Origin of the sequence: Pseudomonas sp. 58 R 12, from assembly GCF_900005865.1 — a bacterium.
GTDB classification, from domain to species: domain Bacteria; phylum Pseudomonadota; class Gammaproteobacteria; order Pseudomonadales; family Pseudomonadaceae; genus Aquipseudomonas; species Aquipseudomonas tritici.
The window spans coordinates 103,855-128,165 of record NZ_CVTP01000018.1; the positions used below are offsets into that span (position 1 = coordinate 103,855).

General features: G+C 60.8%; 27 protein-coding genes. All 27 read left to right on the forward strand.

Annotation, left to right across the window (positions count from 1 at the left end; translation table 11 throughout):
* The first annotated feature begins 51 nt into the window (after positions 1 to 51).
* On the forward strand, positions 52 to 381 hold the full coding sequence (gene fliE / locus BFP95_RS15470; RefSeq protein ID WP_049712148.1) for a flagellar hook-basal body complex protein FliE: 330 nt from the start codon (positions 52 to 54) through the stop codon (positions 379 to 381).
* A 16-nt stretch (positions 382 to 397) separates the two neighbouring features.
* Positions 398 to 2,179 (forward strand): flagellar basal-body MS-ring/collar protein FliF, encoded by a 1,782-nt coding sequence (gene fliF / locus BFP95_RS15475; RefSeq protein ID WP_065873749.1) that lies wholly within the window; start codon positions 398 to 400, stop codon positions 2,177 to 2,179.
* Complete coding sequence (fliG, locus tag BFP95_RS15480) at positions 2,172 to 3,188, forward strand: flagellar motor switch protein FliG (RefSeq protein ID WP_015885192.1); 1,017 nt, start codon at positions 2,172 to 2,174, stop codon at positions 3,186 to 3,188. Before fliF ends, fliG begins: the two co-directional genes overlap by 8 nt.
* 10 nt (positions 3,189 to 3,198) lie before the next feature.
* On the forward strand, positions 3,199 to 3,963 hold the full coding sequence (fliH, locus tag BFP95_RS15485) for a flagellar assembly protein FliH (RefSeq protein ID WP_065873748.1): 765 nt from the start codon (positions 3,199 to 3,201) through the stop codon (positions 3,961 to 3,963).
* Complete coding sequence (fliI, locus tag BFP95_RS15490; RefSeq protein ID WP_065873747.1) at positions 3,953 to 5,311, forward strand: flagellar protein export ATPase FliI; 1,359 nt, start codon at positions 3,953 to 3,955, stop codon at positions 5,309 to 5,311. The genes fliH and fliI overlap by 11 nt, the downstream gene beginning before the upstream one ends.
* A 3-nt stretch (positions 5,312 to 5,314) precedes the next feature.
* A complete protein-coding gene (gene fliJ, locus BFP95_RS15495; protein ID WP_065873746.1) occupies positions 5,315 to 5,764 on the forward strand; it encodes a flagellar export protein FliJ in 450 nt (149 codons plus the stop codon).
* 274 nt (positions 5,765 to 6,038) lie between these two features.
* Positions 6,039 to 6,344 carry an STAS domain-containing protein gene (locus BFP95_RS15500; protein WP_049712153.1) on the forward strand — a complete coding sequence of 102 codons (306 nt, stop codon included), beginning with the start codon at positions 6,039 to 6,041 and terminating at the stop codon, positions 6,342 to 6,344.
* Positions 6,341 to 8,059, forward strand: a complete 1,719-nt coding sequence (locus BFP95_RS15505; RefSeq protein WP_065873745.1) for an ATP-binding SpoIIE family protein phosphatase — start codon at positions 6,341 to 6,343, stop codon at positions 8,057 to 8,059. The genes BFP95_RS15500 and BFP95_RS15505 overlap by 4 nt, the downstream gene beginning before the upstream one ends.
* A 30-nt stretch (positions 8,060 to 8,089) precedes the next feature.
* On the forward strand, positions 8,090 to 8,437 hold the full coding sequence (locus BFP95_RS15510) for an Hpt domain-containing protein (RefSeq protein ID WP_065873744.1): 348 nt from the start codon (positions 8,090 to 8,092) through the stop codon (positions 8,435 to 8,437).
* Between the two features lie 540 nt (positions 8,438 to 8,977).
* A complete protein-coding gene (locus BFP95_RS15515; RefSeq protein ID WP_065910395.1) occupies positions 8,978 to 10,318 on the forward strand; it encodes a flagellar hook-length control protein FliK in 1,341 nt (446 codons plus the stop codon).
* A gap of 219 nt (positions 10,319 to 10,537) precedes the next feature.
* Complete coding sequence (fliL, locus tag BFP95_RS15520; RefSeq protein ID WP_065873742.1) at positions 10,538 to 11,038, forward strand: flagellar basal body-associated protein FliL; 501 nt, start codon at positions 10,538 to 10,540, stop codon at positions 11,036 to 11,038.
* Between the two features lie 9 nt (positions 11,039 to 11,047).
* Positions 11,048 to 12,016, forward strand: coding sequence for a flagellar motor switch protein FliM (gene fliM / locus BFP95_RS15525; protein ID WP_010208755.1), 969 nt, complete (start codon positions 11,048 to 11,050; stop codon positions 12,014 to 12,016).
* A gap of 46 nt (positions 12,017 to 12,062) precedes the next feature.
* Positions 12,063 to 12,530 (forward strand): flagellar motor switch protein FliN, encoded by a 468-nt coding sequence (fliN, locus tag BFP95_RS15530; protein WP_049712158.1) that lies wholly within the window; start codon positions 12,063 to 12,065, stop codon positions 12,528 to 12,530.
* A 1-nt stretch (position 12,531) separates the two neighbouring features.
* Entirely contained in the window at positions 12,532 to 12,963 is a 432-nt protein-coding gene (gene fliO / locus BFP95_RS15535; protein ID WP_065881158.1) for a flagellar biosynthetic protein FliO, read from the forward strand.
* On the forward strand, positions 12,963 to 13,706 hold the full coding sequence (gene fliP / locus BFP95_RS15540; RefSeq protein WP_049712160.1) for a flagellar type III secretion system pore protein FliP: 744 nt from the start codon (positions 12,963 to 12,965) through the stop codon (positions 13,704 to 13,706). The genes fliO and fliP overlap by 1 nt, the downstream gene beginning before the upstream one ends.
* A 4-nt stretch (positions 13,707 to 13,710) precedes the next feature.
* Positions 13,711 to 13,980, forward strand: coding sequence for a flagellar biosynthesis protein FliQ (fliQ, locus tag BFP95_RS15545; protein WP_010208761.1), 270 nt, complete (start codon positions 13,711 to 13,713; stop codon positions 13,978 to 13,980).
* Between the two features lie 4 nt (positions 13,981 to 13,984).
* Positions 13,985 to 14,770 (forward strand): flagellar biosynthetic protein FliR, encoded by a 786-nt coding sequence (fliR, locus tag BFP95_RS15550; protein WP_049712161.1) that lies wholly within the window; start codon positions 13,985 to 13,987, stop codon positions 14,768 to 14,770.
* Positions 14,771 to 14,773: 3 nt separating this feature from the next.
* Positions 14,774 to 15,910, forward strand: a complete 1,137-nt coding sequence (flhB, locus tag BFP95_RS15555) for a flagellar biosynthesis protein FlhB (protein WP_065873741.1) — start codon at positions 14,774 to 14,776, stop codon at positions 15,908 to 15,910.
* Between the two features lie 464 nt (positions 15,911 to 16,374).
* Complete coding sequence (locus BFP95_RS15560) at positions 16,375 to 16,575, forward strand: cold-shock protein (RefSeq protein ID WP_065910397.1); 201 nt, start codon at positions 16,375 to 16,377, stop codon at positions 16,573 to 16,575.
* 44 nt (positions 16,576 to 16,619) lie between these two features.
* Positions 16,620 to 16,823 carry a cold-shock protein gene (locus BFP95_RS15565; protein WP_065910396.1) on the forward strand — a complete coding sequence of 68 codons (204 nt, stop codon included), beginning with the start codon at positions 16,620 to 16,622 and terminating at the stop codon, positions 16,821 to 16,823.
* A gap of 190 nt (positions 16,824 to 17,013) precedes the next feature.
* Complete coding sequence (gene flhA / locus BFP95_RS15570; protein ID WP_189683241.1) at positions 17,014 to 19,128, forward strand: flagellar biosynthesis protein FlhA; 2,115 nt, start codon at positions 17,014 to 17,016, stop codon at positions 19,126 to 19,128.
* A gap of 12 nt (positions 19,129 to 19,140) precedes the next feature.
* Entirely contained in the window at positions 19,141 to 20,457 is a 1,317-nt protein-coding gene (gene flhF / locus BFP95_RS15575) for a flagellar biosynthesis protein FlhF (RefSeq protein WP_065873739.1), read from the forward strand.
* A gap of 106 nt (positions 20,458 to 20,563) precedes the next feature.
* Positions 20,564 to 21,397, forward strand: a complete 834-nt coding sequence (fleN, locus tag BFP95_RS15580; RefSeq protein WP_003192912.1) for a flagellar synthesis regulator FleN — start codon at positions 20,564 to 20,566, stop codon at positions 21,395 to 21,397.
* Positions 21,394 to 22,134, forward strand: coding sequence for an RNA polymerase sigma factor FliA (gene fliA / locus BFP95_RS15585; protein WP_049712165.1), 741 nt, complete (start codon positions 21,394 to 21,396; stop codon positions 22,132 to 22,134). The genes fleN and fliA overlap by 4 nt, the downstream gene beginning before the upstream one ends.
* Before the next feature lie 169 nt (positions 22,135 to 22,303).
* Positions 22,304 to 22,678 carry a chemotaxis response regulator CheY gene (locus tag BFP95_RS15590; protein ID WP_015885173.1) on the forward strand — a complete coding sequence of 125 codons (375 nt, stop codon included), beginning with the start codon at positions 22,304 to 22,306 and terminating at the stop codon, positions 22,676 to 22,678.
* An 18-nt stretch (positions 22,679 to 22,696) separates the two neighbouring features.
* Positions 22,697 to 23,485, forward strand: coding sequence for a protein phosphatase CheZ (locus tag BFP95_RS15595; protein ID WP_065873738.1), 789 nt, complete (start codon positions 22,697 to 22,699; stop codon positions 23,483 to 23,485).
* 11 nt (positions 23,486 to 23,496) lie between these two features.
* On the forward strand, positions 23,497 to 24,311 hold an 815-nt coding region (locus tag BFP95_RS15600; RefSeq protein WP_175405979.1), incomplete at its 3' end, for an Hpt domain-containing protein.

Genomic DNA, 24,311 nt, shown 5'->3' on the forward strand with positions numbered 1-24,311 from the left:
GTAATTGCGGCGTAGCGTCAAAAAACTGCGGGTTGTCGGAGAGAGAAGGTCATGAGCCAGGGTATTGAGTTCAATCGGTTGATGTTGGATATGCGCTCCATGCAAATGGACGCCATGGCTCAACCGAAATCCGTCGCGCCAGCGCCGGAATTGGGCCAAAGCAGTTTTGCCGACATGCTGGGTTCGGCGATTAACAAAGTCAGTAGCACCCAGCAAGCCTCCAGCCAGTTGGCCAATGCGTTCGAGATCGGCAAAAGCGGCGTGGACCTCACCGACGTGATGGTCGCTTCGCAAAAGGCCAGCGTTTCGTTCCAGGCGCTGACCCAAGTGCGTAACAAGCTGGTTCAGGCCTACCAAGACATCATGCAGATGCCGGTTTAAGGACGAGATTTAAGTCATGGCAGAAGCAGTCGTGGACAACGCACCCGCCAAGGCAGACGGCAAGCCGCCGCTGTTTGGCCTGTCGTTCCTGGAAAACCTCTCCGAAATGACCATGTTGCGTCAGGTGGGCCTGTTGGTCGGCCTGGCTGCCAGCGTGGCGATTGGTTTTGCCGTGGTGCTGTGGTCGCAGCAACCTGATTACCGGCCGCTGTATGGCAGCCTGGCGGGCATGGATTCCAAACAGATCATGGAAACCCTGGCCGCCGCCGACATCGCCTACACCGTGGAGCCCAACTCCGGGGCCCTGCTGGTCAAGGCCGACGATGTGGCCCGTGCGCGCATGAAGCTCGCGGCGGCCGGCGTGACCCCGTCCGACAGCAATATCGGTTTTGAAATCCTCGACAAGGACCAGGGCCTGGGGACCAGCCAGTTCATGGAAGCCACCCGCTACCGTCGTGGCCTGGAAGGCGAACTGGCGCGCACTATCTCCAGCCTGAATAACGTCAAGGGTGCCCGCGTGCACCTGGCCATTCCGAAAAGCTCGGTGTTTGTGCGCGATGAGCGCAAGCCCAGTGCTTCGGTATTGGTTGAGCTGTTTTCTGGCCGCTCCCTTGAGCCTGGCCAGGTCCTGGCGATCATCAACCTGGTAGCCACCAGTGTTCCTGAGCTGAGCAAGTCGCAGATCACCGTCGTTGACCAGAAGGGCAACCTGCTGTCCGACATGGCCGAAAACTCCGCGCTGACCCAGGCCGGCAAGCAGTTCGACTACAGCCGTCGCATGGAAAGCATGCTCACTCAGCGTGTGCACAACATCCTGCAACCGGTGCTGGGCAATGATCGCTACAAGGCTGAAGTGTCCGCCGACGTGGACTTCAGCGCCGTCGAGTCGACCTCCGAGCAGTTCAACCCGGACCAGCCGGCGTTGCGCAGCGAGCAGTCGACCAGCGAACAACGCACCGCCGCCAATGGCCCGCCGCAAGGCGTGCCGGGTGCCCTGAGCAACCAGCCACCGGCCCCGGCCTCGGCTCCGCAAACCACAGGTGGCGCTGCCGCTACCGCGGGTGCGATCCAGCCTGGCCAGCCATTGCTGGATGCCAACGGCCAGCAGATCATGGACCCGGCCACTGGCCAGCCGATGCTCGCACCGTACCCGGCGGACAAGCGTAACCAGTCCACCAAGAACTTCGAGCTTGACCGTTCCATCAGCCACACCAAGCAGCAACAGGGGCGCGTCAATCGCCTGTCGGTGTCGGTGGTGGTCGATGATCAAGTCAAGGTCAACGCTGCTGACGGTGCGGTAACCCGCGCCCCATGGAGCGCCGACGAATTGGCGCGCTTCACTCGCCTGGTGCAGGACGCCGTCGGTTTCGACGCCAGCCGTGGTGACAGCGTCAGCGTGATCAATATGCCGTTCTCCGCCGAACGTGGCGAAGTCATCGCCGAGGCCGCGTTCTACACGCAGCCGTGGTTCTGGGACATCGTCAAGCAAGTGCTGGGTGTGTTGTTTATCCTGGTACTGGTGTTTGGCGTGCTGCGCCCGGTGCTCAACAACATCACCGGCAACGGCAAGAAACAACTGGCTGCCTTTGGTGGCAGCGATGTCGAGTTGGGTGGCATGGGCGGCCTGGACGGCGAACTGGCCAACGACCGCGTCAGCCTGGGCGGCCCGCAAAGCATTCTGTTGCCAAGCCCGAGCGAAGGCTATGACGCTCAGTTGAACGCAATCAAGAGTCTGGTAGCAGAAGACCCGGGCCGTGTGGCCCAGGTCGTGAAAGAGTGGATTAACGCAGATGAGTGATCGAGCCGCTGTTGCCAAGCTCACCAAGGTCGATAAAGCCGCAGTCTTGCTGCTGTCCCTCGGTGAAACCGACGCCGCCCAAGTGCTGCGCCACATGGGCCCCAAAGAGGTTCAACGAGTCGGCGTGGCCATGGCGCAAATGCGCAATGTGCACCGCGAGCAAGTCGAGCAGGTGATGAGCGAGTTCGTCGAGATCGTCGGCGACCAGACCAGCCTGGGCGTCGGCTCCGACAGCTACATCCGCAAGATGCTCACCTCGGCCCTGGGCGAAGACAAAGCCAACGGCCTGATCGACCGCATCCTGCTGGGTGGCAATACCAGCGGCCTCGACAGCCTGAAATGGATGGAGCCGCGCGCCGTTGCCGACGTGATCCGCTACGAGCACCCGCAGATCCAGGCGATCGTAGTGGCGTACCTCGACCCCGACCAGGCCGGTGAAGTCCTCGGCCACTTCGACCATAAAGTGCGCCTGGATATCATCCTGCGCGTGTCGTCGCTCAACACTGTGCAGCCGGCGGCCCTCAAAGAATTGAACACCATTCTGGAGAAGCAGTTCTCCGGCAACTCGAACGCCTCGCGTACCACCTTGGGTGGTATCAAGCGCGCGGCCGACATCATGAACTTCCTCGACAGCTCGGTCGAAGGCCAGTTGATGGACTCGATCCGCGAGATCGACGACACCCTGTCCGGCCAGATCGAAGACCTCATGTTTGTGTTCAACAACCTCTCCGATGTCGACGACCGTGGCATCCAGGCGCTGCTGCGTGAAGTGTCGTCTGATGTTTTGGTGCTGGCCCTCAAGGGCTCGGACGAGGGCGTCAAGGAAAAGATCTTCAAGAACATGTCCAAGCGCGCTTCGGAACTGTTGCGCGACGACCTGGAAGCCAAAGGCCCGGTACGCGTCAGCGACGTGGAAACCGCGCAGAAAGAAATCCTAACCATTGCCCGCCGTATGGCCGAAGCCGGAGAAATCGTTCTCGGCGGGAAGGGCGGCGAAGAAATGATTTAAGGCGCTTTCCATGTCGAACAAAGATGAGGCACCCAGCGATCTGATTCGCGCACGGGATGTCGGCGGGTTCGACATCTGGTCGTTGCCCAGCTTCGACCCGCACGTGCCGGAGCCTGAACCGGAACCGGTTGTAGAAGCCCCGGTGGAAATGGAAGAAGTGCCGCTGGATGAAGTCCAGCCACTGACCCTGGAAGAGTTGGAAAGCATCCGCCAGGAGGCCTACAACGAAGGCTTCGCCGCCGGTGAAAAAGACGGTTTTCGCAGCACCACGCTCAAGGTGCGCCAGGAAGCCGAGGCAGCGCTGAGCGTCAAGCTGGCCAGCCTGGAACGCTTGATGGGCTGCCTGTTCGAGCCTATCGCCGAGCAGGATTCGCAGATCGAAAAGTCCATGGTCGACCTGGTGCAGCACATTGCCCGCCAGGTGATCCAGCGTGAGCTGGTGCTGGACTCCAGCCATATCGAAAGCGTGATGCGCGAAGCGCTCAAGCTGCTGCCCCTGGGCGTCGGCAATGTGCGGTTGTACATCAACCCGCAGGATTTCGAACAGGTCAAAGCCCTGCGCGAGCGCCATGAAGAAACCTGGCGCATCGTCGAAGATGCGGCGCTGCAACCCGGTGGCTGCCGTGTCGAGACCGAACACAGCCGCATCGACGCCACGGTGGAAACCCGCATCAGCCAGATCATGGCCAAGCTGCTGGACCAGGCCCACGAGCAGGTGTTGAACCCGGCCGAACCGGACCTGAGCGTGGACCTGGACACCCCCGATGCGCCTTGATCGCACCAGCTTCGCCAAGCGCTTGAGCGGTTACGCCGACGCCACAGAGTTGCCCGGCCAGCCAATCCTTGAAGGGCGCCTGCTGCGCATGGTCGGCCTGACCCTCGAGGCCGAAGGCCTGCGCGCCGCCATGGGCAGCCGCTGCATGGTGATCAACGACGACAGTTACCACCCGGTGCAGGTCGAAGCCGAAGTGATGGGCTTTTCCGGCAACAAGATTTTCCTGATGCCCGTCGGCAGCCTGGCGGGCATTGCCCCCGGCGCTCGCGTGGTGCCATTGGCCGACACCGGCCGCCTGCCCATGGGCATGAGCATGCTCGGCCGCGTACTTGACGGTGCCGGTCGTGCGTTGGATGGCAAAGGCGGCATGAAGGCCGAAGATTGGGTGCCGATGGACGGGCCCACCATCAACCCGCTCAACCGTAACCCCATCAGCGTGCCGCTGGATGTGGGCATTCGCAGCATCAACGGATTATTGACGGTCGGTCGCGGCCAGCGCCTTGGCCTGTTCGCCGGTACCGGCGTGGGTAAGTCGGTGTTGCTGGGCATGATGACGCGCTTCACCGAAGCCGACATCATCGTGGTGGGGCTGATCGGCGAGCGGGGCCGTGAGGTGAAGGAATTCATCGAGCACAGCCTCGGCGAAGAAGGCCTCAAGCGCTCGGTTGTGGTCGCGTCACCGGCGGATGATGCGCCGCTGATGCGTTTGCGCGCCGCCATGTACTGCACCCGCATCGCCGAATATTTTCGCGACAAGGGCAAGAACGTCCTCTTGCTGATGGATTCGCTCACACGTTTCGCCCAGGCCCAGCGGGAAATTGCCCTGGCCATTGGCGAGCCGCCTGCCACCAAGGGCTATCCGCCGTCGGTGTTCGCCAAGCTGCCCAAGCTGGTGGAGCGCGCCGGTAACGCCGAGGCCGGCGGTGGCTCGATCACCGCGTTCTACACCGTGCTGTCCGAGGGCGATGACCAGCAGGACCCGATTGCCGACTCGGCGCGGGGCGTGCTCGATGGTCACATCGTGCTGTCGCGGCGCCTGGCAGAAGAGGGGCACTACCCGGCCATCGACATCGAAGCGTCCATCAGCCGGGTTATGCCGGCGGTGGTCACGCCGGAACACATGGCCCGCGCGCAACAGTTCAAGCAATTATGGTCGCGTTATCAGCAGAGCCGCGATTTGATCAGCGTCGGCGCCTACGTGGCCGGCGGCGATCGCGAGACCGACCTGGCCATCGCCCTGCAACCTCAGTTGGTGACCTACTTGCGCCAGGGCCTCAACGACAAGATCAGCATGGGCGAAAGCGAAGCGCACCTGCAGACGATCTTTGCTCCCGCGCCGGGCGGCTAAGCCATGGCCAACAGCCGCGCTGCGCGCCTGGCTCCGGTGGTGGACATGGCCGAAAAGGCCGAAAAAACTGCCGTTCAGCGCCTGGGTTATTTCCAGGGCCAGGTCCGCCTGGCGGAAAGCAAACTGGGTGACCTGGAGCGCTTTCGCGGCGAGTACCAGCAGCAATGGATCGAGCGCGGCACCAAAGGTGTCTCGGGCCAATGGTTGATGGGCTACCAAGGCTTTCTCAACCAACTGGAAACTGCCGTCGCCCAGCAACGCCAGAGCCTGGCGTGGCACCAGAACAACCTCGACAAGGCCCGCGAGAGTTGGCAGCAGGCATTTGCCCGCGTCGAAGGCTTGCGCAAACTGGTGCAGCGTTACATCGATGAAGCGCGGGCGCTGGAAGACAAGCGCGAGCAGAAGCTGTTGGATGAACTGTCACAGCGCCTTCCACGCCAAGAACAGTATTAAGGAGCCGGCTTACCTGCGATGGCCATGGGTATTTACACACTACTGTAGTGAGCGAGCTTGCCCCGCGCCGGGGGGGCGAAGCCTCCCCAACAAGGCCATCGGGTTTTTCAGCTAAAACGCGGTGCCAGGTTTTAGGGCCGCTTCGCAGCCCGGCGCGGGGCAAGCCCGCTCACTACGATATTGCATCGCCCACACACATTTGATTCGTTGTGTTGCCCATAGCCGGTTCACCTGCTAAACCTTGTGTCATTGCCAATGACAAGGAAGCAGTCGCATGTCAGTTGAGTCAGAAGTATCCCTGGATGGGAAGAAATTGACGATCGTGATCAAAGGCCGGTTCGATTTCGGCAGCCATCAAACCTTTCGCGACGCCTATGAGCGGTTCTACAAAGTGCCTGAGTTGTACGTCGTCGACTTGAAGGACACCACCTACATGGACAGCTCGGCCTTGGGCATGCTCTTGCTGTTGCGTGATCACGCGGGGGGCGACGAGTCGGAGGTCCGGGTAATCAACAGCAACTCCGATGTGCGCAAGATCCTCGCTATCTCCAACTTCGACAAACTGTTCGACATCAGTTGAGCGTCCTGGCCCCCGTTCTTGAGCCGCTGACGATCCTGATCGCCGAAGACAGCGCCGCTGACCTGCTGTTGCTGGCGACCATCGTACGGCGCCAGGGCCACCACGTGCTGACGGCCACCAACGGTGCGGAGGCGGTCGAGGTGTTTATCCGTGAGCGCCCGCAGTTGGTGTTAATGGATGCGCTGATGCCGGTGATGGATGGCTTTGAAGCCGCGCGCCGGATCAAGCAGTTGGCGGGTGAAGAGCTGGTGCCGCTGATTTTCCTCACCTCCCTGCGCGAGAGCGAAGCCCTGGCCCAATGCCTGGATGCCGGCGGCGATGATTTCCTGCCCAAACCCTATAACCAACTTATTCTCGCGGCGAAGATCAATGCGATGGACCGTCTGCGGCGGTTGCAGGCCACGGTCCTGCAGCAGCGAGACCTGATCGCCAAGCATCATGACTATCTCCTGCATGAGCAGCGGGTGGCCAAGGCGGTGTTCGACAAGGTCGCGCATTCGGGCTGTATCAACGCCGCGCCGAATATTCGCTACCTGCAATCGCCCTATGCGTTATTCAATGGCGACTTGTTATTGGCCGCCTACACGCCCTCCGGCGACATGCATGTGTTGCTCGGTGATTTCACCGGCCACGGCCTGCCGGCGGCGGTGGGCGCCATGCCCCTGGCAGAAGTGTTCTACGGCATGACCGCCAAGGGCTATGGCCTGGCGCAAATCCTGGGCGAGATGAACGCTAAGCTCAAGCGCATCCTGCCGGTGGACATGTTCTGCTGCGCCACGCTGTTGTGCCTGAGCACGCAGCGGCGGGTGGTGGAGGTGTGGAACGGCGGCATGCCCGAAGGGTATGTGCATGAAGTCGCCACCGGCAAGCGTACGCCACTGGCGTCCCGACATTTGCCGTTGGGGGTGCTGGCGGCTGAGGCCTTTGATGATCGCACCGAAGTCTGGCCCATGGCCCTGGGCGACCGGGTGTTCTTGCTGTCCGATGGCGTGTTGGACACTGCTGACGCCAATGACCAGTTGTTTGGCGCAGAGCGTTTGCAGCAGGTGTTCGCTGCCAATCGCGAACCTGACCGTTTATTTGAAGATATCGAACAGGCCCTGGCGGCGTTTCGAGGTGAAGCGCGGGATGACGTGAGCATGGTGGAAATCACCCTGCAAGCCGGCCAGCAGCCGCGTGCCACCGGGCAGTTGTACGCCGACAGCGGGCAGGCATGCCCGCTGGATTGGTCGGTGAGTTTTGAATTCCGCGCCGAAACGTTAAAACGTTACAACCCTTTGCCGTACCTGCTGCAACTGCTGCTGGAAATCCATGGCCTTCGCGAGCAGAGCGGGGCGCTTTACAGCGTGATGGCCGAGCTGTACTCCAATGCGCTGGAGCATGGCGTGCTGGGCCTGGACTCCCGGCTCAAGCGCGATGCCCAAGGGTTTGCCGAGTATTACCACCTGCGCAATGACCGCCTGAACCTGCTGACCAGCGGTTATGTGCGCGTGCATGTGCAGGTGGTGCCGACGCAGGGGGGCGGTCGCCTGAGCCTGAGTATTGAAGACAGCGGCGCGGGCTTTGACGTGGAACAGGTGCTGGCGCGGCCGCTGGACATCGACCGTCTGTCTGGCCGGGGTTTGAGCTTGGTACGGCAGTTGAGCAGCGATGTACGCTGGTCCGACGGCGGGCGCAGTGTCTGCGTGGAGTTTTGCTGGGAGGCTCTGGCATAATCCGCCGATTCTTGATCAAGGAGCGAGCAAGTGGTTGATCTACATCTGGACCCGGATGTGTTGTCGGGTTTGCAGGAAGTCATGGAGGGTGAGTATCCCAAATTGCTTGATACCTTTCTCGATGATTCCCAGAAGCGTGTCGAGGCGCTGCGCAAGGCTAGGGATGATGCGAAGGCGTTGGGGCGGATTGCGCATAGCTTCAAGGGGAGCAGTGGGAACCTTGGGGCGGTGCGGTTGGCACAGTTGTGTCAGCGGTTGGAGGTTGAATCGGTTGGACCTGCGGTTGGGGATTTGGGCGAGTTGGTGGATCAGATTGATCGTGAGTTTGCTTTGGTTAAGCCGATGTATGAGTCGGAGCGGCAGCGGTTTGGGGTTTGAGTTGAGTGTGTGCATATCCGTTATTTAGGTAACGGCCACTATTGGTTCCGCTCTTACAGCGGGTCACTTTTGGAAGGACCCAAAAGTAACCAAAAGGTCCTCGCCCCAACACTCGGCACCTCGCCTAGGCTCGGTGTGCCCTCACTCCGGCTTTGGAGCGTGGGCTACCGCGATGGGCCATCCTTGGCCCAGCGCGGCTAACCCGGCGTCCTGCCGGGTTACCCACGCTCCAAAGCCTGCGTTCGGCCAGCGTGTTTGACGGGGCGCCCCAGATCAAGATCAAAAGCGCGGCGGCCTGAAAGCCGACCGGTTTCTAACTGTCGATCTCGGTTCAAATGTGGGAGCTGGCTTGCCTGCGATGGCATCACCCTGGTTTACCTGATGTACCGAGTTGCCTGCATCGCAGGCAAGCCAGCTCCCACCATTTGGCCGTTACCGAAAAAATGGATATTTACTCGGTCGATATACCAACCTGGCCCAACTCTTGCTGTACCTCCTGATACTGCATCCCCGATCCCCATGCAGTGGAGACCTTTACCTATGCCAGTCGCCCCGAATTTGCTCCTTCAGGCTGCCCCTGCGGCCAAGCCTCAAGCACCCGTCGCCAACCCACCGGCAGCGGCTGCGACCCCACGGGACACGGGCCCTGGCTTCGCTCAAGTGTTCGCCAGCCAAGGCGCCAAACCCACGGTCAAGGCCGACGATAACTCGCCCAAACCCACTGCCGGCAAGTCTTCGGATACAAGTGCCAAACCCGCAGCGGGCAACGACAAACCTGCCGCCAGCACGCCAGCAGTTGCCGATAGCGGCAAACCCTTGCCTGCCACCCCGCCGGCGAAGACCGACGACTCTGCCAGCAAAGACGATGACGCACCGGCCGACCCGACCCTCGTGCAGCAGCCTCCGGCTGATCCGGTGGTCGACCCGGCATTGATTGCCACCGTCACCCCGGTGGCTGTGCCGGTAATACCGGTAGAAACCCCGGCGCCCGTGACCACCGCCAAGGATGACAAGGCTCAGCCGGTAGTCGCGGCACCGATCGCAGCAACCGAGGAGGCCAAGCCGGCCTTCGACCCGCAAGCGGATCCCCTGGATGCCATGCCGGCCGTGCGCCTGGCGATGGAGCAGGGCGGTCATGTCTCAGCCAGCAGCCAGGCGCAGGCGAAAGCGGCCCCGGCCCCGACCCAGGATCAACCGACCGCCGCACAGAATTTCGCTGCTGGCCTGGCCACTATGGTCGACCAGCAAGCCACCAAGGACAGCACTGACCAAGGCGGCGACAAAGCGTTCAGCGGGCTGATCGAAGATGGCCTCAAGGACCTGAAGAATGCCAGCAGCGACACCCGTGTCGATGACTTCGCCAACCGCTTGGCCGCGTTGACTCAAGCCGCCACGCCGAAAACGGCGAATGCCTTGCCGCCGGTGACCAATGCGCCATTGGCCATGCACCAGAGCGGCTGGACCGACGAAATCGTCAACCGCGTGATGTACCTGTCCAGCGCCAACCTCAAGTCGGCGGAGATCCAGTTGCAACCGGCTGAGCTCGGCCGTCTGGATATCAAGGTCAACATGACCGCCGACCAGCAAGCCCAGGTCAACTTCATGAGCGCCCACCCGGTGGTGCGCGAGGCGCTGGAAAGCCAGTCGGGCCGTTTGCGGGAGATGTTTGCCCAGCAGGGCATGGGGCAGGTGGATGTGAACGTGTCTGATCAATCGCGGGAGCAGGAACAACAACAGCAGCAAGCTCAGACCCGTGGAGTGGGCGGCGCCAGCGGGCGTGGTGACAGCGGCGACAACGGCGCTCACGTTGACGTGGCTGAAGCTGTCGCGCCCGTGACCTCTACGGTGATCGGCTCCAGCGCTGTCGATTACTACGCCTGATCCCTGGTTAAACACACTCAATGTGGGAGCTGGCTTGCCTGCGATGGCGGTGTATCAGTGCAAGAGATGCCAACTGACCCACCGCCATCGCAGGCAAGCCAGCTCCCACATTTGGTTCGCGGTGTCCCTTCTTCCCCGATTGCCAGACAACTCTGGCATAACACTTGCTCTTGCCTTTCCGTAGATCTATGAATCCCCGAATAGTGACGGATTATTGGCATGGCGAAGAGCGACGACGCAGCAAAACCACCCGCAGGCAAAGGTAAGCTCAAGCTTATCCTGTTGATAGTCGTGGGCCTGCTCCTGGCCATCGGCGCCTCGGTGGGTGGCACCTGGTACATCATGCACAGCAGCGCCGCCAAACCGGCAGCCCCCGCTGAAACCGCCAGTAACGTCAAGCAACCGGCAATCTTCGAGCCGATGCTTCCGGCCTTTGTCGCCAACTTCAATCAGAACGGTCGTCAACGCTACCTGCAGGTGAGCATCACCTTGCTGGCGCGTAACCAGTCGGACCTGGATGCCCTCAAGGTGCATATGCCAGTGATCCGCAACAACCTGGTGATGCTGTTCTCCGGCCAGAGCTTCGACACGCTCGCCACCCCGGTAGGCCAGGAAATGCTGCGCCAGAAGGTCACTGCCAGTGTGCAGGAAGTGGCCCAGAAGGAACTCGGCAAAGTCGTGATCGAACAGGCGCTCTTCACTAACTTCGTATTGCAGTAGGATCACGACATGGCCGTGCAAGACCTGCTGTCCCAGGATGAAATCGACGCGCTGCTGCATGGTGTCGACGATGGTCTGGTACAGACCGAAATGGCTGCCGAGCCCGGCAGCGTCAAAAGTTATGACCTCACCAGCCAGGATCGCATCGTCCGTGGACGTATGCCGACCCTGGAGATGATCAACGAACGTTTCGCCCGTTACACCCGCATCAGCATGTTCAACATGTTGCGCCGTTCGGCGGACGTGGCGGTGGGCGGTGTGCAGGTGATGAAGTTCGGCGAGTACGTGCATTCGCTGTACGTGCCCACCAGCCTCAACCTGGTCAAGATCAAGCCGCTGCGCGGCACTGCGCTGTTCATCCTTGACGCCAAGCTGGTGTTCAAGCTGGTGGACAACTTCTTCGGTGGCGACGGCCGTCACGCCAAGATCGAAGGCCGTGAGTTCACCCCCACCGAGCTTCGGGTGGTGCGCATGGTGCTGGAGCAAGCCTTCATCGACTTGAAGGAAGCCTGGCAGGCGATCATGGAAGTCAATTTCGAGTACATCAACTCCGAAGTGAACCCGGCCATGGCCAACATCGTCGGCCCCAGCGAAGCCATTGTGGTGTCGACGTTCCACATCGAACTCGATGGCGGCGGCGGCGACCTGCACGTGACCATGCCGTACTCGATGATCGAGCCGGTGCGCGAAATGCTCGACGCTGGCTTCCAGTCCGACCTGGACGACCAGGACGAGCGCTGGGTCAAGGCCCTGCGCGAAGACCTGCTGGACGTCGACGTACCGCTGAGCGCCACCGTGGCCCGTCGCCAGTTGCGTCTGCGCGATATTTTGCACATGCAGCCGGGGGACATCATCCCTGTCGAATTGCCGGAAGAAATGATCATGCGCGCCAACGGCGTGCCGTCGTTCAAGGTCAAGCTCGGTTCCCACAAGGGCAACCTGGCACTGCAAGTGGTCGAGCCGATCAACCGTCGCTGATTCGCCCTAATTAATTTATGAATGTTTGCTCCGCCGAGGACATGTAATGGCTACCGAACACGAAAACACTTCCGCCGAAGACCAGGCCCTGGCTGACGAATGGGCGGCTGCCCTGGAAGAAACCGGCGATGTTGGCCAAGACGATATCGATGCGCTGCTGGCCGCTGACGCCGCCACTGCACCGGCCGGCAATCGCCTGCAAATGGAAGAATTCGGCAGCGTGCCGAAGAACAACGAACCGGTGACCCTCGACGGCCCGAACCTGGATGTGATTCTCGACATTCCGGTGTCGATCTCCATGGAAGTCGGCAGCACCGAAATCAACATCCGCAACCTGCTGCAACTCAACCAGGGCTCGGTCATCGAGCTCGACCGCCTGGCCGGCGAGCCGCTGGACGTGCTGGTGAACGGCACGCTGATTGCTCACGGCGAAGTGGTCGTGGTCAACGAAAAGTTCGGTATTCGCCTGACGGACGTGATCAGCCCGAGCGAACGCATCAAGAAGTTGCGCTGATATGAAACGGCTGATCGTGGGACTGTTAGTCGCATTGCCCCTGGACGCCTGGGCTGCTGAGCCGGTGGCCCAGGCCGCCGCTGCGCCCGTGGGCAGTGTCGGCGGGCAGCTCACTCAGCTGGTGCTGGGCCTATTGCTGGTGGTCGGCTTGATTTTTGCGCTGGCCTGGCTGATGCGCCGCGTACAGCGCGTGGGCCCGGGCAACGGCCAGGTGATCGAAATGATCGGCTCCCGCGCCCTCGGCCCGCGTGATCGGCTGGTGCTGGTGCAAGTGGGTGAGGAACAGATCCTGCTGGGCATTACCCCCGGACGTATCACCCCGCTGCACGTGCTCAAGACGCCGGTGAACGTGGACTCGTCCAAGCCCGCCACGCCAGAATTCGCCCAGCGCCTGATGGAGTTGCTGGGCAAGGATCAGAAGGATAAGAAGTAATGCGCGTTTTATTGACGCTCATGCTGTTGCTGGCCGCGCCATTGGCGTTTGGCGCCGACCCGCTGTCGATCCCGGCTATTACGCTGGGCACCAACGCGGACGGGGCGCAGGAGTATTCGGTCAGCCTGCAGATCCTGCTGATCATGACCGCGCTGAGCTTTATCCCGGCGTTTGTCATGCTGATGACCAGCTTCACGCGGATCATCATCGTGTTCTCCATCCTGCGCCAGGCCCTGGGCCTGCAACAGACGCCGTCGAACCAGATCCTGACCGGCATGGCATTGTTCTTGACGATGTTCATCATGGCGCCGGTGTTCGACAAGGTGAACCAACAAGCGCTGCAACCGTACCTGGCAGAGAAAATGACCGCCCAGGATGCGATCGACAAAGCCCAGGTCCCGATCAAGGATTTCATGCTGTCGCAGACCCGCTCCAGCGACCTTGAGCTGTTCATGCGCCTGTCCAAGCGTACCGACATCGCTACGCCGGACCAGGCGCCGCTGACCATCCTGGTGCCGGCGTTTGTCACGTCCGAGTTGAAGACCGCGTTCCAGATCGGCTTCATGATCTTTATTCCGTTCCTGATCATCGACCTGGTGGTGGCGAGCGTGCTGATGGCGATGGGTATGATGATGCTGTCGCCGCTGATCATCTCGTTGCCGTTCAAAATCATGCTGTTTGTGTTGGTGGACGGCTGGGCGCTGATTATCGGCACCCTGGCCGGCAGTTTCGGCGGGGTATAGCGCGATGACACCTGAAGTTGCCGTCGACCTGTTCCGTGAAGCGTTGTGGCTGACCACCGTGATGGTCGCCGTGCTGGTAGTCCCAAGCCTGTTGGTGGGCCTGCTGGTGGCGATGTTCCAGGCCGCGACCCAGATCAACGAGCAGACCTTGAGCTTTTTGCCGCGCCTGCTGGTGATGCTGGTCACGCTGATCGTTGCCGGCCCGTGGCTGGTACAGACCTTCATGGAATACATCCTGCAGTTGTACGGCAGTATTCCGCAGTTGATCGGCTGACCCGATGCAGTCTTTGCTGGCATTGACCGACACCCAGATCAGCACCTGGGTGGCTTCCTTCATCCTGCCACTGTTTCGCGTAACGGCGATGTTGATGGCCATGCCGGTGTTCGGCACGACCCTGGTGCCACGGCGCGTGCGCCTGTACTTTGCGGTGGCGATCACCGTGGTGATCGTGCCGGGTTTGCCGCCGATGCCGCCGGTCAATGCCATTGACCTCAGCGCACTGCTGCTGATTGCCGAGCAGGTCCTGATCGGCGCGATGTTGGGGTTCTCCCTCTCGCTGTTTTTCCAGGCCTTTGTCATAGCCGGGCAAATCATCTCGATCCAGATGGGCATGGGCTTCGCGTCCATGGTCGACCCTACCAACGGTGTGTCGGCGGCGGTGATCGGGCAGTTCCTGACCATGCTGGTGACCCTGCTGTTCCTGGCGATGAATGGGCACTTGGTGGCGTTCGAGGTGTTGACCGAGAGCTTCACCACCTTGCCGGTCGGCTCGGGGCTGGTGGTCAATCACTTCTGGGAAATCGTCGGGCGCCTCGGTTGGGTGTTGGGCGCCTCGCTGTTGCTGGTGCTGCCGGCGATCACCGCGTTGCTGGTGGTCAACATTGCGTTTGGCGTGATGACCCGCGCGGCGCCACAACTGAACATTTTCTCGATCGGTTTCCCATTGACCCTGGTGTTGGGCATGGGGATTTTCTGGGTCGGCCTGGCTGACATTCTCAATCAGTATCAACCGCTGGCGACCGACGCCCTGCAGTTCTTACGTGATCTGGCACGGGCGCGCTGAGCCATGGCCGAGAGCGAGAGTGGTCAGGACAAAACAGAAGACCCCACGGAGAAACGTAAAAAAGACTCCAGGGAAAAGGGCGAGATTGCGCGCTCCAAAGAGCTCAACACGGTTGCGACCATGATGGCCGGCGCCGGCGCCTTGCTGATCTACGGTGGCGGCCTGGCGCTGGATTTGATGGAGTTGATGAAGCACAACTTCGCCTTGCCCCGAGAGGTGCTGCTCAACCCTGACGCCATGGGCCAGTACCTGCTGCACTCGGGGAAAATCGCGCTCCTGGCGGTGCAGCCGATCCTGATCACCTTGCTGCTGGCCGCGCTGATCGGCCCGGTCGCCCTCGGCGGCTGGCTGTTCGCCGCCGGCAGCATGGCCCCCAAATTCAGCCGCATGAACCCCGGTGCCGGGCTCAAGCGCATGTTTTCCGCCAAGGCCTTGGTGGAACTGCTCAAGGCCCTGGCCAAATTTATTCTGATCTTGTTTGTGGCGCTGATGGTGTTGTCGTCCGACATCGACGACCTGCTGCGCATCGCCCATGAACCGCTGGAGTCGGCAATCATCCACAGCGTGCAGGTGGTGGGCTGGAGCGCGCTGTGGATGGCCGCCGGGCTGATCATCATTGCCGCCGTGGATGCACCGATCCAGCTGTGGGAAAGCCACAAGAAACTGCTGATGACCAAGCAGGAAGTGCGCGACGAGCACAAGGATTCGGAAGGCCGCCCCGAGGTGAAACAGCGTATTCGCCAACTGCAACGGGAAATGTCCCAGCGCAAGATGATGGCCGCGGTGCCCGACGCCGACGTGGTCATCACCAACCCGACGCACTATGCCGTGGCCCTCAAGTACGACCCGGAGAAGGGCGGCGCGCCGATGTTGTTGGCCAAGGGCAGTGACTTTACGGCCCTTAAGATTCGTGAGATCGCGGTGGCCAACGACATCCTGTTGCTGGAGTCGCCGGAGTTGGCGCGGTCGATCTTCTACTCCACCGACCTCGACCAGGAAATCCCGGCCGGGCTGTACCTGGCCGTGGCGCAGGTATTGGCCTATGTCTATCAGATCCGCCAATACCGCGCGGGCAAGGGCAAACGCCCGGACCCGCTCAAAGACCTGCCGATTCCGCCGGATTTGCGTCGCGATTCCTGACCGTCGCGAGCCTGCAATTGTGCGGCTACCTGTCAACGTTGACAGTAGTCAATACGCCGCGCCCACGGTTTGATAGCACGATGAGGCGCGCAGCCTGCGCGGCTCGGGAGGCGGTGATGGATAGGCGTACGGTCAGTTGGTCTGATGCCGTCAAAGGCATCGGCTTTATCGCTCGGGATCGCGATGGCAACGAGGTTGCCGCTCAGTCGACCGGCATTCAGCGCAATGACGTCCCGCCAGCCCCTCCCGCGCCGCGAAACCCCCGCAAACGCAAGAGATCATCGGACGCATGAGCCGCAGAACGTGCCGTCTCCACCCCCCTGGATAAGCCGCTGATTGCCACCGTGCCATTCGTCTTGAAATCTCCTCTACCTGTCAACTTTGACAGTAGTCAGTGTTGGACGCTTGCGGTTCCATGGCGCCAGACACTGCGCGCAGGTAATCAAGAGATGCAGGAGGTGATCATGGACAGGGTGATAGGCACGATCAAATCTTATAGCCGCACCACCGGAGAAGGTCTGATCGAACCGGACGGTGAGCGAGAGCCAGTAATGTTGGATCTCAATAGTTCGGCAGGGCTGTGGTTTAGAAAGGGCCAGCGGGTGCAGTTCTCCAGAATCCACCGCCCCAAGGGCATCTACGCGTATCGCATGAAACTGATCTAGCACGCCCGGCGCAAATCCTTGGAAGTGACGGCAGGAGAACGGTGATGGAAACAGGCACGGTGAAGTGGTTTAACGCGGAAAAAGGGTTTGGCTTTATCACGCCCGAAAATGGCGGTCCGGATGTTTTTGTCCACTACTCAGCCATTCAAAATGCTGGCTATAAAAGTTTGGATGAACATCAAAAAGTGGAGGTCGAAATTACCGAGGGGCCTAAAGGACCACAGGCCGGGAACGTGCGTAAGCTCTAACTCGTTCATAAGTCGAACACAGTTAAAGTGTGGAATCGGTTTACACCCTGTGAGCTCGGTCGCTTGTAAGGTTATCCACGCCCGGAACCAAAGTTGGAAGGCTTCTTGCAATACCGCCTCCAGGACGCCTCCCAGCGTCAAAACTTTGCTTCAAGGGATACGAGGAATACCGGTGGTGGATCGCTCTCAAATGCTCGGCACGGCACGTACCACCCTGACTGACCTCTCGCGGGGCAATCTGGGTGTGCCGTTGTTGTTGCTGGTGATGCTGGCAATGATGATGTTGCCAATGCCGCCGTTCCTGCTGGACGTGTTCTTCACCTTCAACATTGCCCTGTCCGTCGTCGTCTTGCTGGTGTGCGTCTACGCTCTGCGCCCGCTGGATTTCGCGGTATTCCCGACGATCCTGCTGGTGGCGACCCTGCTGCGGCTGGCGCTCAACGTGGCCTCCACCCGCGTGGTCATGCTCCACGGCCAGGACGGCCACGCCGCCGCCGGTAAGGTGATCCAGGCCTTCGGTGAGGTGGTGATTGGCGGTAACTACGTGGTCGGTATCGTGGTGTTTGCGATCCTGATGATCATCAACTTCGTGGTGGTGACCAAGGGTGCCGGGCGGATTTCCGAGGTGAGCGCACGCTTTACCCTCGACGCCATGCCCGGCAAACAGATGGCCATCGACGCCGACCTCAACGCCGGCCTGATCGACCAGAACCAAGCCAAATCCCGTCGTCTGGAAGTGGCCCAAGAGGCCGAGTTCTACGGCTCCATGGACGGTGCCAGCAAATTCGTGCGCGGTGACGCCATCGCTGGCTTGCTGATCCTGTTCATCAACCTCATCGGCGGCATCGCGGTCGGCATCTTCCAGCACGGCATGACCTTTGGCGATGCGGGCAAGGTTTACGCCTTGTTGACCATCGGTGACGGTTTAGTGGCGCAATTGCCATCACTGTTGTTATCCACAGCGGCAGCGATCATGGTGACCCGTGCTTCGGGCTCCGAAGACATGGGTAAGCAGATCAGCCGGCAGATGTTTGCATCGCCCAAGGCGCTGGCCGTGGCGGCGGGCATCATGGCGATCATGGGTATCGTGCCGGGCATGCCCCACGTCTCGTTCCTGAGCATGGCGGCCCTTGCCGGTGGTGGTGCGTACCTGTTCTGGAAAAAACAAAACGCTGTCAAGGTGCAGGCCTTGCAGGACGTTGCGCGTCAGCAGGAGCTGCTGCCATCCCCGGCCCGCGCCCAGGAAACCAAGGAGTTGGGCTGGGATGACGTGACGCCGATCGACATGATCGGCCTGGAAGTGGGCTACCGCCTGATTCCGCTGGTGGACCGCAACCAGGGCGGCCAATTGCTCGCGCGGATCAAGGGTGTGCGCAAGAAGTTGTCGCAGGACTTGGGCTTTCTGATGCCTACCGTGCATATCCGCGACAACCTCGACCTGGCGCCGAGCGCCTACCGCTTGACCTTGATGGGCGTGATCCTGGCCGAAGCCGAGATTTACCCGGACCGCGAGCTGGCGATCAACCCAGGGCAGGTGTTCGGCAGCCTCAACGGCATCACCGCCAAAGATCCGGCTTTTGGCCTGGACGCGGTGTGGATCGAAATCAGCCAGCGCAGTCAGGCGCAGTCCCTCGGTTACACGGTGGTGGATGCCAGCACCGTGGTCGCCACGCACCTCAATCAGATTCTGTACAAGCACTCCCACGAGCTGATCGGCCACGAGGAAGTCCAGCAATTGATGGGTTTGCTCGGCAAAGCCTCGCCAAAACTCGCCGAAGAGCTGGTGCCGGGCATCCTCTCGCTGTCGCAATTGCTCAAGGTGTTGCAGGCGCTGCTGGCCGAACAGGTACCGGTGCGCGACATTCGCAGCATCGCCGAGGCCATCGCCAACAATGCCGCCAAGAGTCAAGATACTGCCGCCTTGGTGGCTGCGGTGCGCGTCGGATTGTCCCGCGCAATCGTGCAAAGCATTGTAGGGCTTGACTCCGAGCTGCCTGTGATCACCTTGGAACCAAGGTTGGAACAGATTTTGCTCAATAGTATTCAGAAGGCAGGGCAAGGCCAGGAAGAGGGCGTCCTGCTGGAGCCAAGCATGGCTGAGAAGCTGCAACGTTCGTTGATCGACGCCGCGCAGCGCCAGGAAATGCAGGGCCAACCAGTGATCCTGCTGGTGGCGGGCCCGGTCCGGGCGATGTTGTCGCGGTTTGGACGCCTGGCAGTACCGAATTTGCACGTTTTGGCTTATCAGGAAATTCCTGACAATAAGCAAGTGACTATCGTCGCGACAGTAGGGCCGAACGGCTGAGGGTAGTGGGTTATGCAAGTTAAGCGTTTTTTCGCCGCCGATATGCGTCAGGCCATGAAACTGGTTCGTGATGAGCTGGGCGCCGACGCCGCGATTATCGGAAACCGTCGTATTGCCGGCGGTGTCGAGCTGACGGCTGCCCTGGATTACACCCCCTCGGCACTGGCGCCGCGCGTGCCGAACATGGAGCTCGAAGACGAGCTGCGCAAGACCGCGTCGCGCATTGTCTCGGCCCAGGCTGAACTGAGCATGCGTGGCGACAGCGATGCCACTACCAATCGCCAATTGTTCGCTGGCTTGCCGCTGACGGCTTCCGAGCCGTTGGTTGAGCCGACCTTCAAAGAACCGCCGCGTCCCGCCGCACCAGTCCCGGCTGCTGGCGTCGACCAGCGTGTGTTCGACTCGATGCGGTTTGAACTCAACGGCCTGCGCGAACTGCTCGAAGTGCAGCTAGGCTCGCTGGCCTGGACGCAGTTGCAAGGCAGCAAGCCGCAACAGGCCAACCTGTGGCGCCGCCTGCAACGCATCGGCCTGTCCGGCCCGTTGTCGCGCGACCTGCTGGCCCTGACCACCGAAATCGAAGAGCCACGCCAGGCCTGGCGCATGTTGTTGGCCCACCTGGCGCGGATGATCACCACGCCGGAAATCGAACCCCTGGAAGAGGGCGGTGTGATTGCCATGGTCGGCCCTGCCGGCATGGGCAAGACCACCACCCTGGCCAAGCTGGCGGCGCGTTATGTGCTCAAGTACGGCGCGCAGAATATCGCGCTGGTGAGCATGGACAGCTACCGTATTGGCGCCCAGGAACAGCTCAAGACCCTGGGCCGAATTCTCAATGTGCCGGTGACCCACGTCGACCCGGGCCAGTCCCTGGCCAACGCCCTCGACCCGTTGCTGCGCAAGCGCGTGGTGCTGATCGATACCGCCGGCCTGCAAGCCAGCGACCCGGCCTTGCGCATGCAGCTGGAAAGCCTCGCCGGGCGTGGCATCAAGTCGAAGAATTACCTGGTGCTTGCAACCACCAGCCAGAAACAGGTTCTTACCGCTGCGTATCATAGTTACAAGCGTTGTGGCCTGGCCGGTTGCATCCTCACCAAGCTCGATGAAACCGCGAGCCTGGGTGAAGTGCTGAGCCTGGCCATCAGTCATGAATTGCCGGTCGCCTACCTGACCGACGGGCCGCGGATTCCGGATGATCTGCATCTGCCGCGCCGTCATCAGTTGGTCAGCCGTGCAGTCAGCGTGCAAATGCAAGAAGAGCCTAGCGAGGAAGCGATGGCCGATATGTTCGCCGACCTTTACCACAGCCCCGCAAAACGGGTGGGTTGAGGTCAGGATGAACACAATGAAATGTATCTACATCGATGGTCTGCAAGCGATTCACGCGGCCAAGCCATGTAGCCTGCGTCTAAGCAAGACAAGGTAAAGAAATAAAATGGGCAGCATGCATCCCGTACAGGTGATCGCGGTGACCGGCGGCAAAGGTGGCGTCGGAAAAACTAACGTGTCAGTGAATTTGTCCCTGGCCCTGGCAGAGCTTGGCCGTCGCGTCATGCTGCTGGATGCTGACCTGGGGCTGGCGAACGTCGACGTTCTGCTGGGGCTGACGCCCAAACACACCCTTGCCGATGTGATCGAGGGCCGCTGCGAGCTGCGCGATGTGCTGCTGCAGGGCCCCGGTGGCATCCGCATCGTGCCGGCCGCCTCTGGCACCCAGAGCATGGTGCACCTGAGCCCAGCGCAGCATGCCGGCCTGATCCAGGCGTTCAGTGATATCGGCGACAACCTCGACGTGCTGGTGATCGACACCGCCGCCGGGATCGGCGAGTCAGTGGTCAGCTTCGTGCGCGCCGCGCAGGAAGTCTTGCTGGTGGTCTGCGATGAACCCACCTCGATCACCGACGCCTACGCCCTGATCAAACTGCTTAACCGCGACTACGGCATGAACCGCTTCCGCGTCCTGGCCAACATGGCCCAGAGCCCGCAGGAAGGGCGCAACCTGTTCGCCAAGTTGACCAAGGTCACGGACCGCTTCCTCGATGTCGCCTTACAATACGTTGGCGCAGTTCCCTACGACGAGTGTGTGCGCAAGGCTGTGCAAAAGCAGCGTGCAGTCTACGAAGCGTTCCCTCGTTCCAAATGCGCATTGGCGTTCAAGGCTATTGCCCAGAAGGTCGATACCTGGCCGTTGCCCGCCAACCCTCGGGGGCATCTGGAGTTTTTCGTCGAGCGATTGGTGCATCAGACGAGCGCAGGACCGGTGCTATGACAGCGAACGGCTACAACGCTTACAAGAAGTCTGCCCGTGACAGCCAGGGCGAGTTGATCGAGCGCTACGCGCCCTTGGTCAAGCGCATTGCCTATCACTTGCTGGCACGCCTGCCCGCCAGCGTCCAGGTCGAAGACTTGATCCAGGCCGGCATGATCGGTTTGCTCGAAGTGTCGACTAAATACGACGCGAGCAAGGGGGCGAGTTTCGAGACGTATGCGGGTATCCGTATCCGTGGCGCGATGCTCGATGAAGTGCGTAAAGGCGACTGGGCGCCGCGTTCGGTACACCGCAATACGCGCATGGTCAGTGACGCAATTCGCGCAATTGAAGCAAAAACCGGTCGCGACGCTAAAGATCACGAAGTTGCGGCCGAACTCCAATTGAGTCTCGACGATTATTACGGGATTTTGAACGATACCTTGGGCAGCCGCTTGTTCAGTTTCGACGACCTGTTGCAGGACGGCGAACACGAAGGGCTGCACGAAGACGGCGCGAGCGCTCATATGGAGCCATCGCGCGACTTGGAAGATGAACGCTTCCAGGGGGCGCTGGCGGAAGCGATTGCCAATTTGCCGGAGCGTGAGCGGCTGGTGTTGGCGCTGTACTACGACGAAGAGCTGAACCTCAAGGAAATCGGTGAGGTCCTGGGGGTCAGTGAATCGCGGGTCAGCCAGTTGCATAGCCAGTGCGCAGCCCGCTTGCGGGGGCGTTTGGGAGAGTGGCGAGCGCGCTGACAGGCAGTGTGGGGGGCACTGCAGACGATACCGCGACGGTGATTGACCTTCGCGGGTTCGACCCGTGGTGGCCCCGGCAGTCCTTTTTGTGTAATGCCTGTTGAATGAAATGGCGCGTCCAGGTGCTGGGCGCGTTTAAGACTGCTTGGAGGTCGAATTGGACAAGAACATGAAAATCCTCATCGTTGATGACTTCTCAACGATGCGGCGGATCATAAAAAACCTGTTGCGTGACCTTGGGTTCACTAACACGGTCGAGGCGGATGACGGCATCACAGCCATTCCGATCCTCAACAGCGGCAGCATCGACTTTCTGGTAACAGACTGGAACATGCCGGGCATGACCGGTATCGACTTGCTGCGCCACGTGCGTGCTGACGAAAAGCTGCGCAGCCTTCCTGTGCTGATGGTGACCGCCGAAGCCAAGCGTGAGCAGATCATCGAAGCCGCCCAAGCCGGGGTTAACGGTTACGTGGTCAAGCCATTCACTGCATTGGCCTTGAAAGAGAAGATCGAAAAAATCTTCGAACGCATCCACGGCTAATGCCATCGCGGGGGAGCTATGGAGCATAAAGAAACGTCACAGGGAGACTTTGAGTCGACCCTGAAAAAGCATGCTCACCAGTTGGTCGAAAGCCTTGAAAAAGGCCAGTTCGGCGACGCGGTGCAGTTGATCCATGAGCTCAACCAGACCCGTGACCGCGGCCTGTATCAGGAAGTGGGCAAGCTCACGCGCGAGCTGCACAGTGCGATCGTCAATTTCCAGATTGACCCGCATATGCCCCAGGCCGAAGAAATTTCGCAAATCACCGATGCCACCGAACGCCTGTCCTACGTGGTCAGGCTGACTGAGGCGGCGGCCAACCGCACCATGGACCTGGTGGAAAATGCCACGCCCCTGGTCAATGGCATGGCCACCGAAGCCCAGGCCCTCAGCGTTGACTGGGGCCGCTTCATGCGTCGCGAAGTCGGGGCTGAAGAGTTTCGTGAGCTGGCGCGTCGGGTCGAAGGGTTCTTGTCACGCAGCGAGCAGGAAAACCGCACGGTTTCCAGCAACCTCAACGACATTCTGCTCGCCCAGGATTACCAGGACCTCACCGGCCAGGTGATCAAGCGTGTGACCCAGTTGGTCACCGAAGTGGAAAGCAACTTGCTCAAATTAGTGCTTATGGCAGGCCAGGTAGACCGTTTTGCCGGTATCGAACATGACCGCGAAGCGATCCTCTCGGAAAAAGATCCACAAAAACATCTCGCCAAGGGTGAAGGTCCGCAGATTCATGCCGATAAACGTGAAGACGTTGTATCGGGTCAGGATGATGTTGATGACCTGTTATCCAGTTTAGGCTTCTAAGGAGCACCCACATGAGCTTCGGCGCCGATGAAGAAATCCTTCAGGATTTCCTTGTAGAGGCCGGCGAAATTTTAGAGCAGCTGTCCGAACAGCTGGTCGAGCTGGAAAGCCGACCAGATGATGCGAACCTGCTCAATGCAATTTTTCGCGGTTTTCACACTGTAAAAGGGGGCGCCGGCTTCCTCCAGCTCCATGAGCTGGTGGAGTGCTGCCACATCGCCGAGAACGTGTTCGACATCCTGCGCAAGGGTGAGCGTCACGTTGATTCGGAGTTGATGGACGTGATTCTCGAAGCACTGGATGCGGTCAACGGGATGTTCAGCGAAGTCCGCGAACGTTCCCCGATCACCGCGGCCACGCCGGAACTGTTGGCTGCGCTGGCACGTTATGCGGAGCCCGCCGACCTGTCGGCTGCGCCGGTAGCAGAAGCGGCGCCTGAGCCGGTGGCTGAGGCCGAGCCGGACGTGACCGACAGCGAGTTCGAACAGCTGCTCAACTCCCTCAGTGCCGTCAAGGCCGAGGCAGAAGCACCGGCCGCCGTGCCTCCGGCAGCGGCGCCGACCAGCGAAGACATTACCGACGCTGAGTTCGAATCCCTGCTCGACCAGTTGCACGGCAAAGGCCAGTTCGCGGCCGACGCCGTGCCACCGGCGGCGGCTGCCGCGGCACCTGCCGCGCCCGTCAGCACTGACATCACCGACGACGAATTTGAAGCGTTGCTCGACCAACTGCATGGCAAGGGCACCTTCGCGGCCGATGCCTTGCCGGCCGTCGCCGCCACGCCTGCAGCGGCTGCCAGCACTGCAGCGCCTGCCGCTGCTGCGCC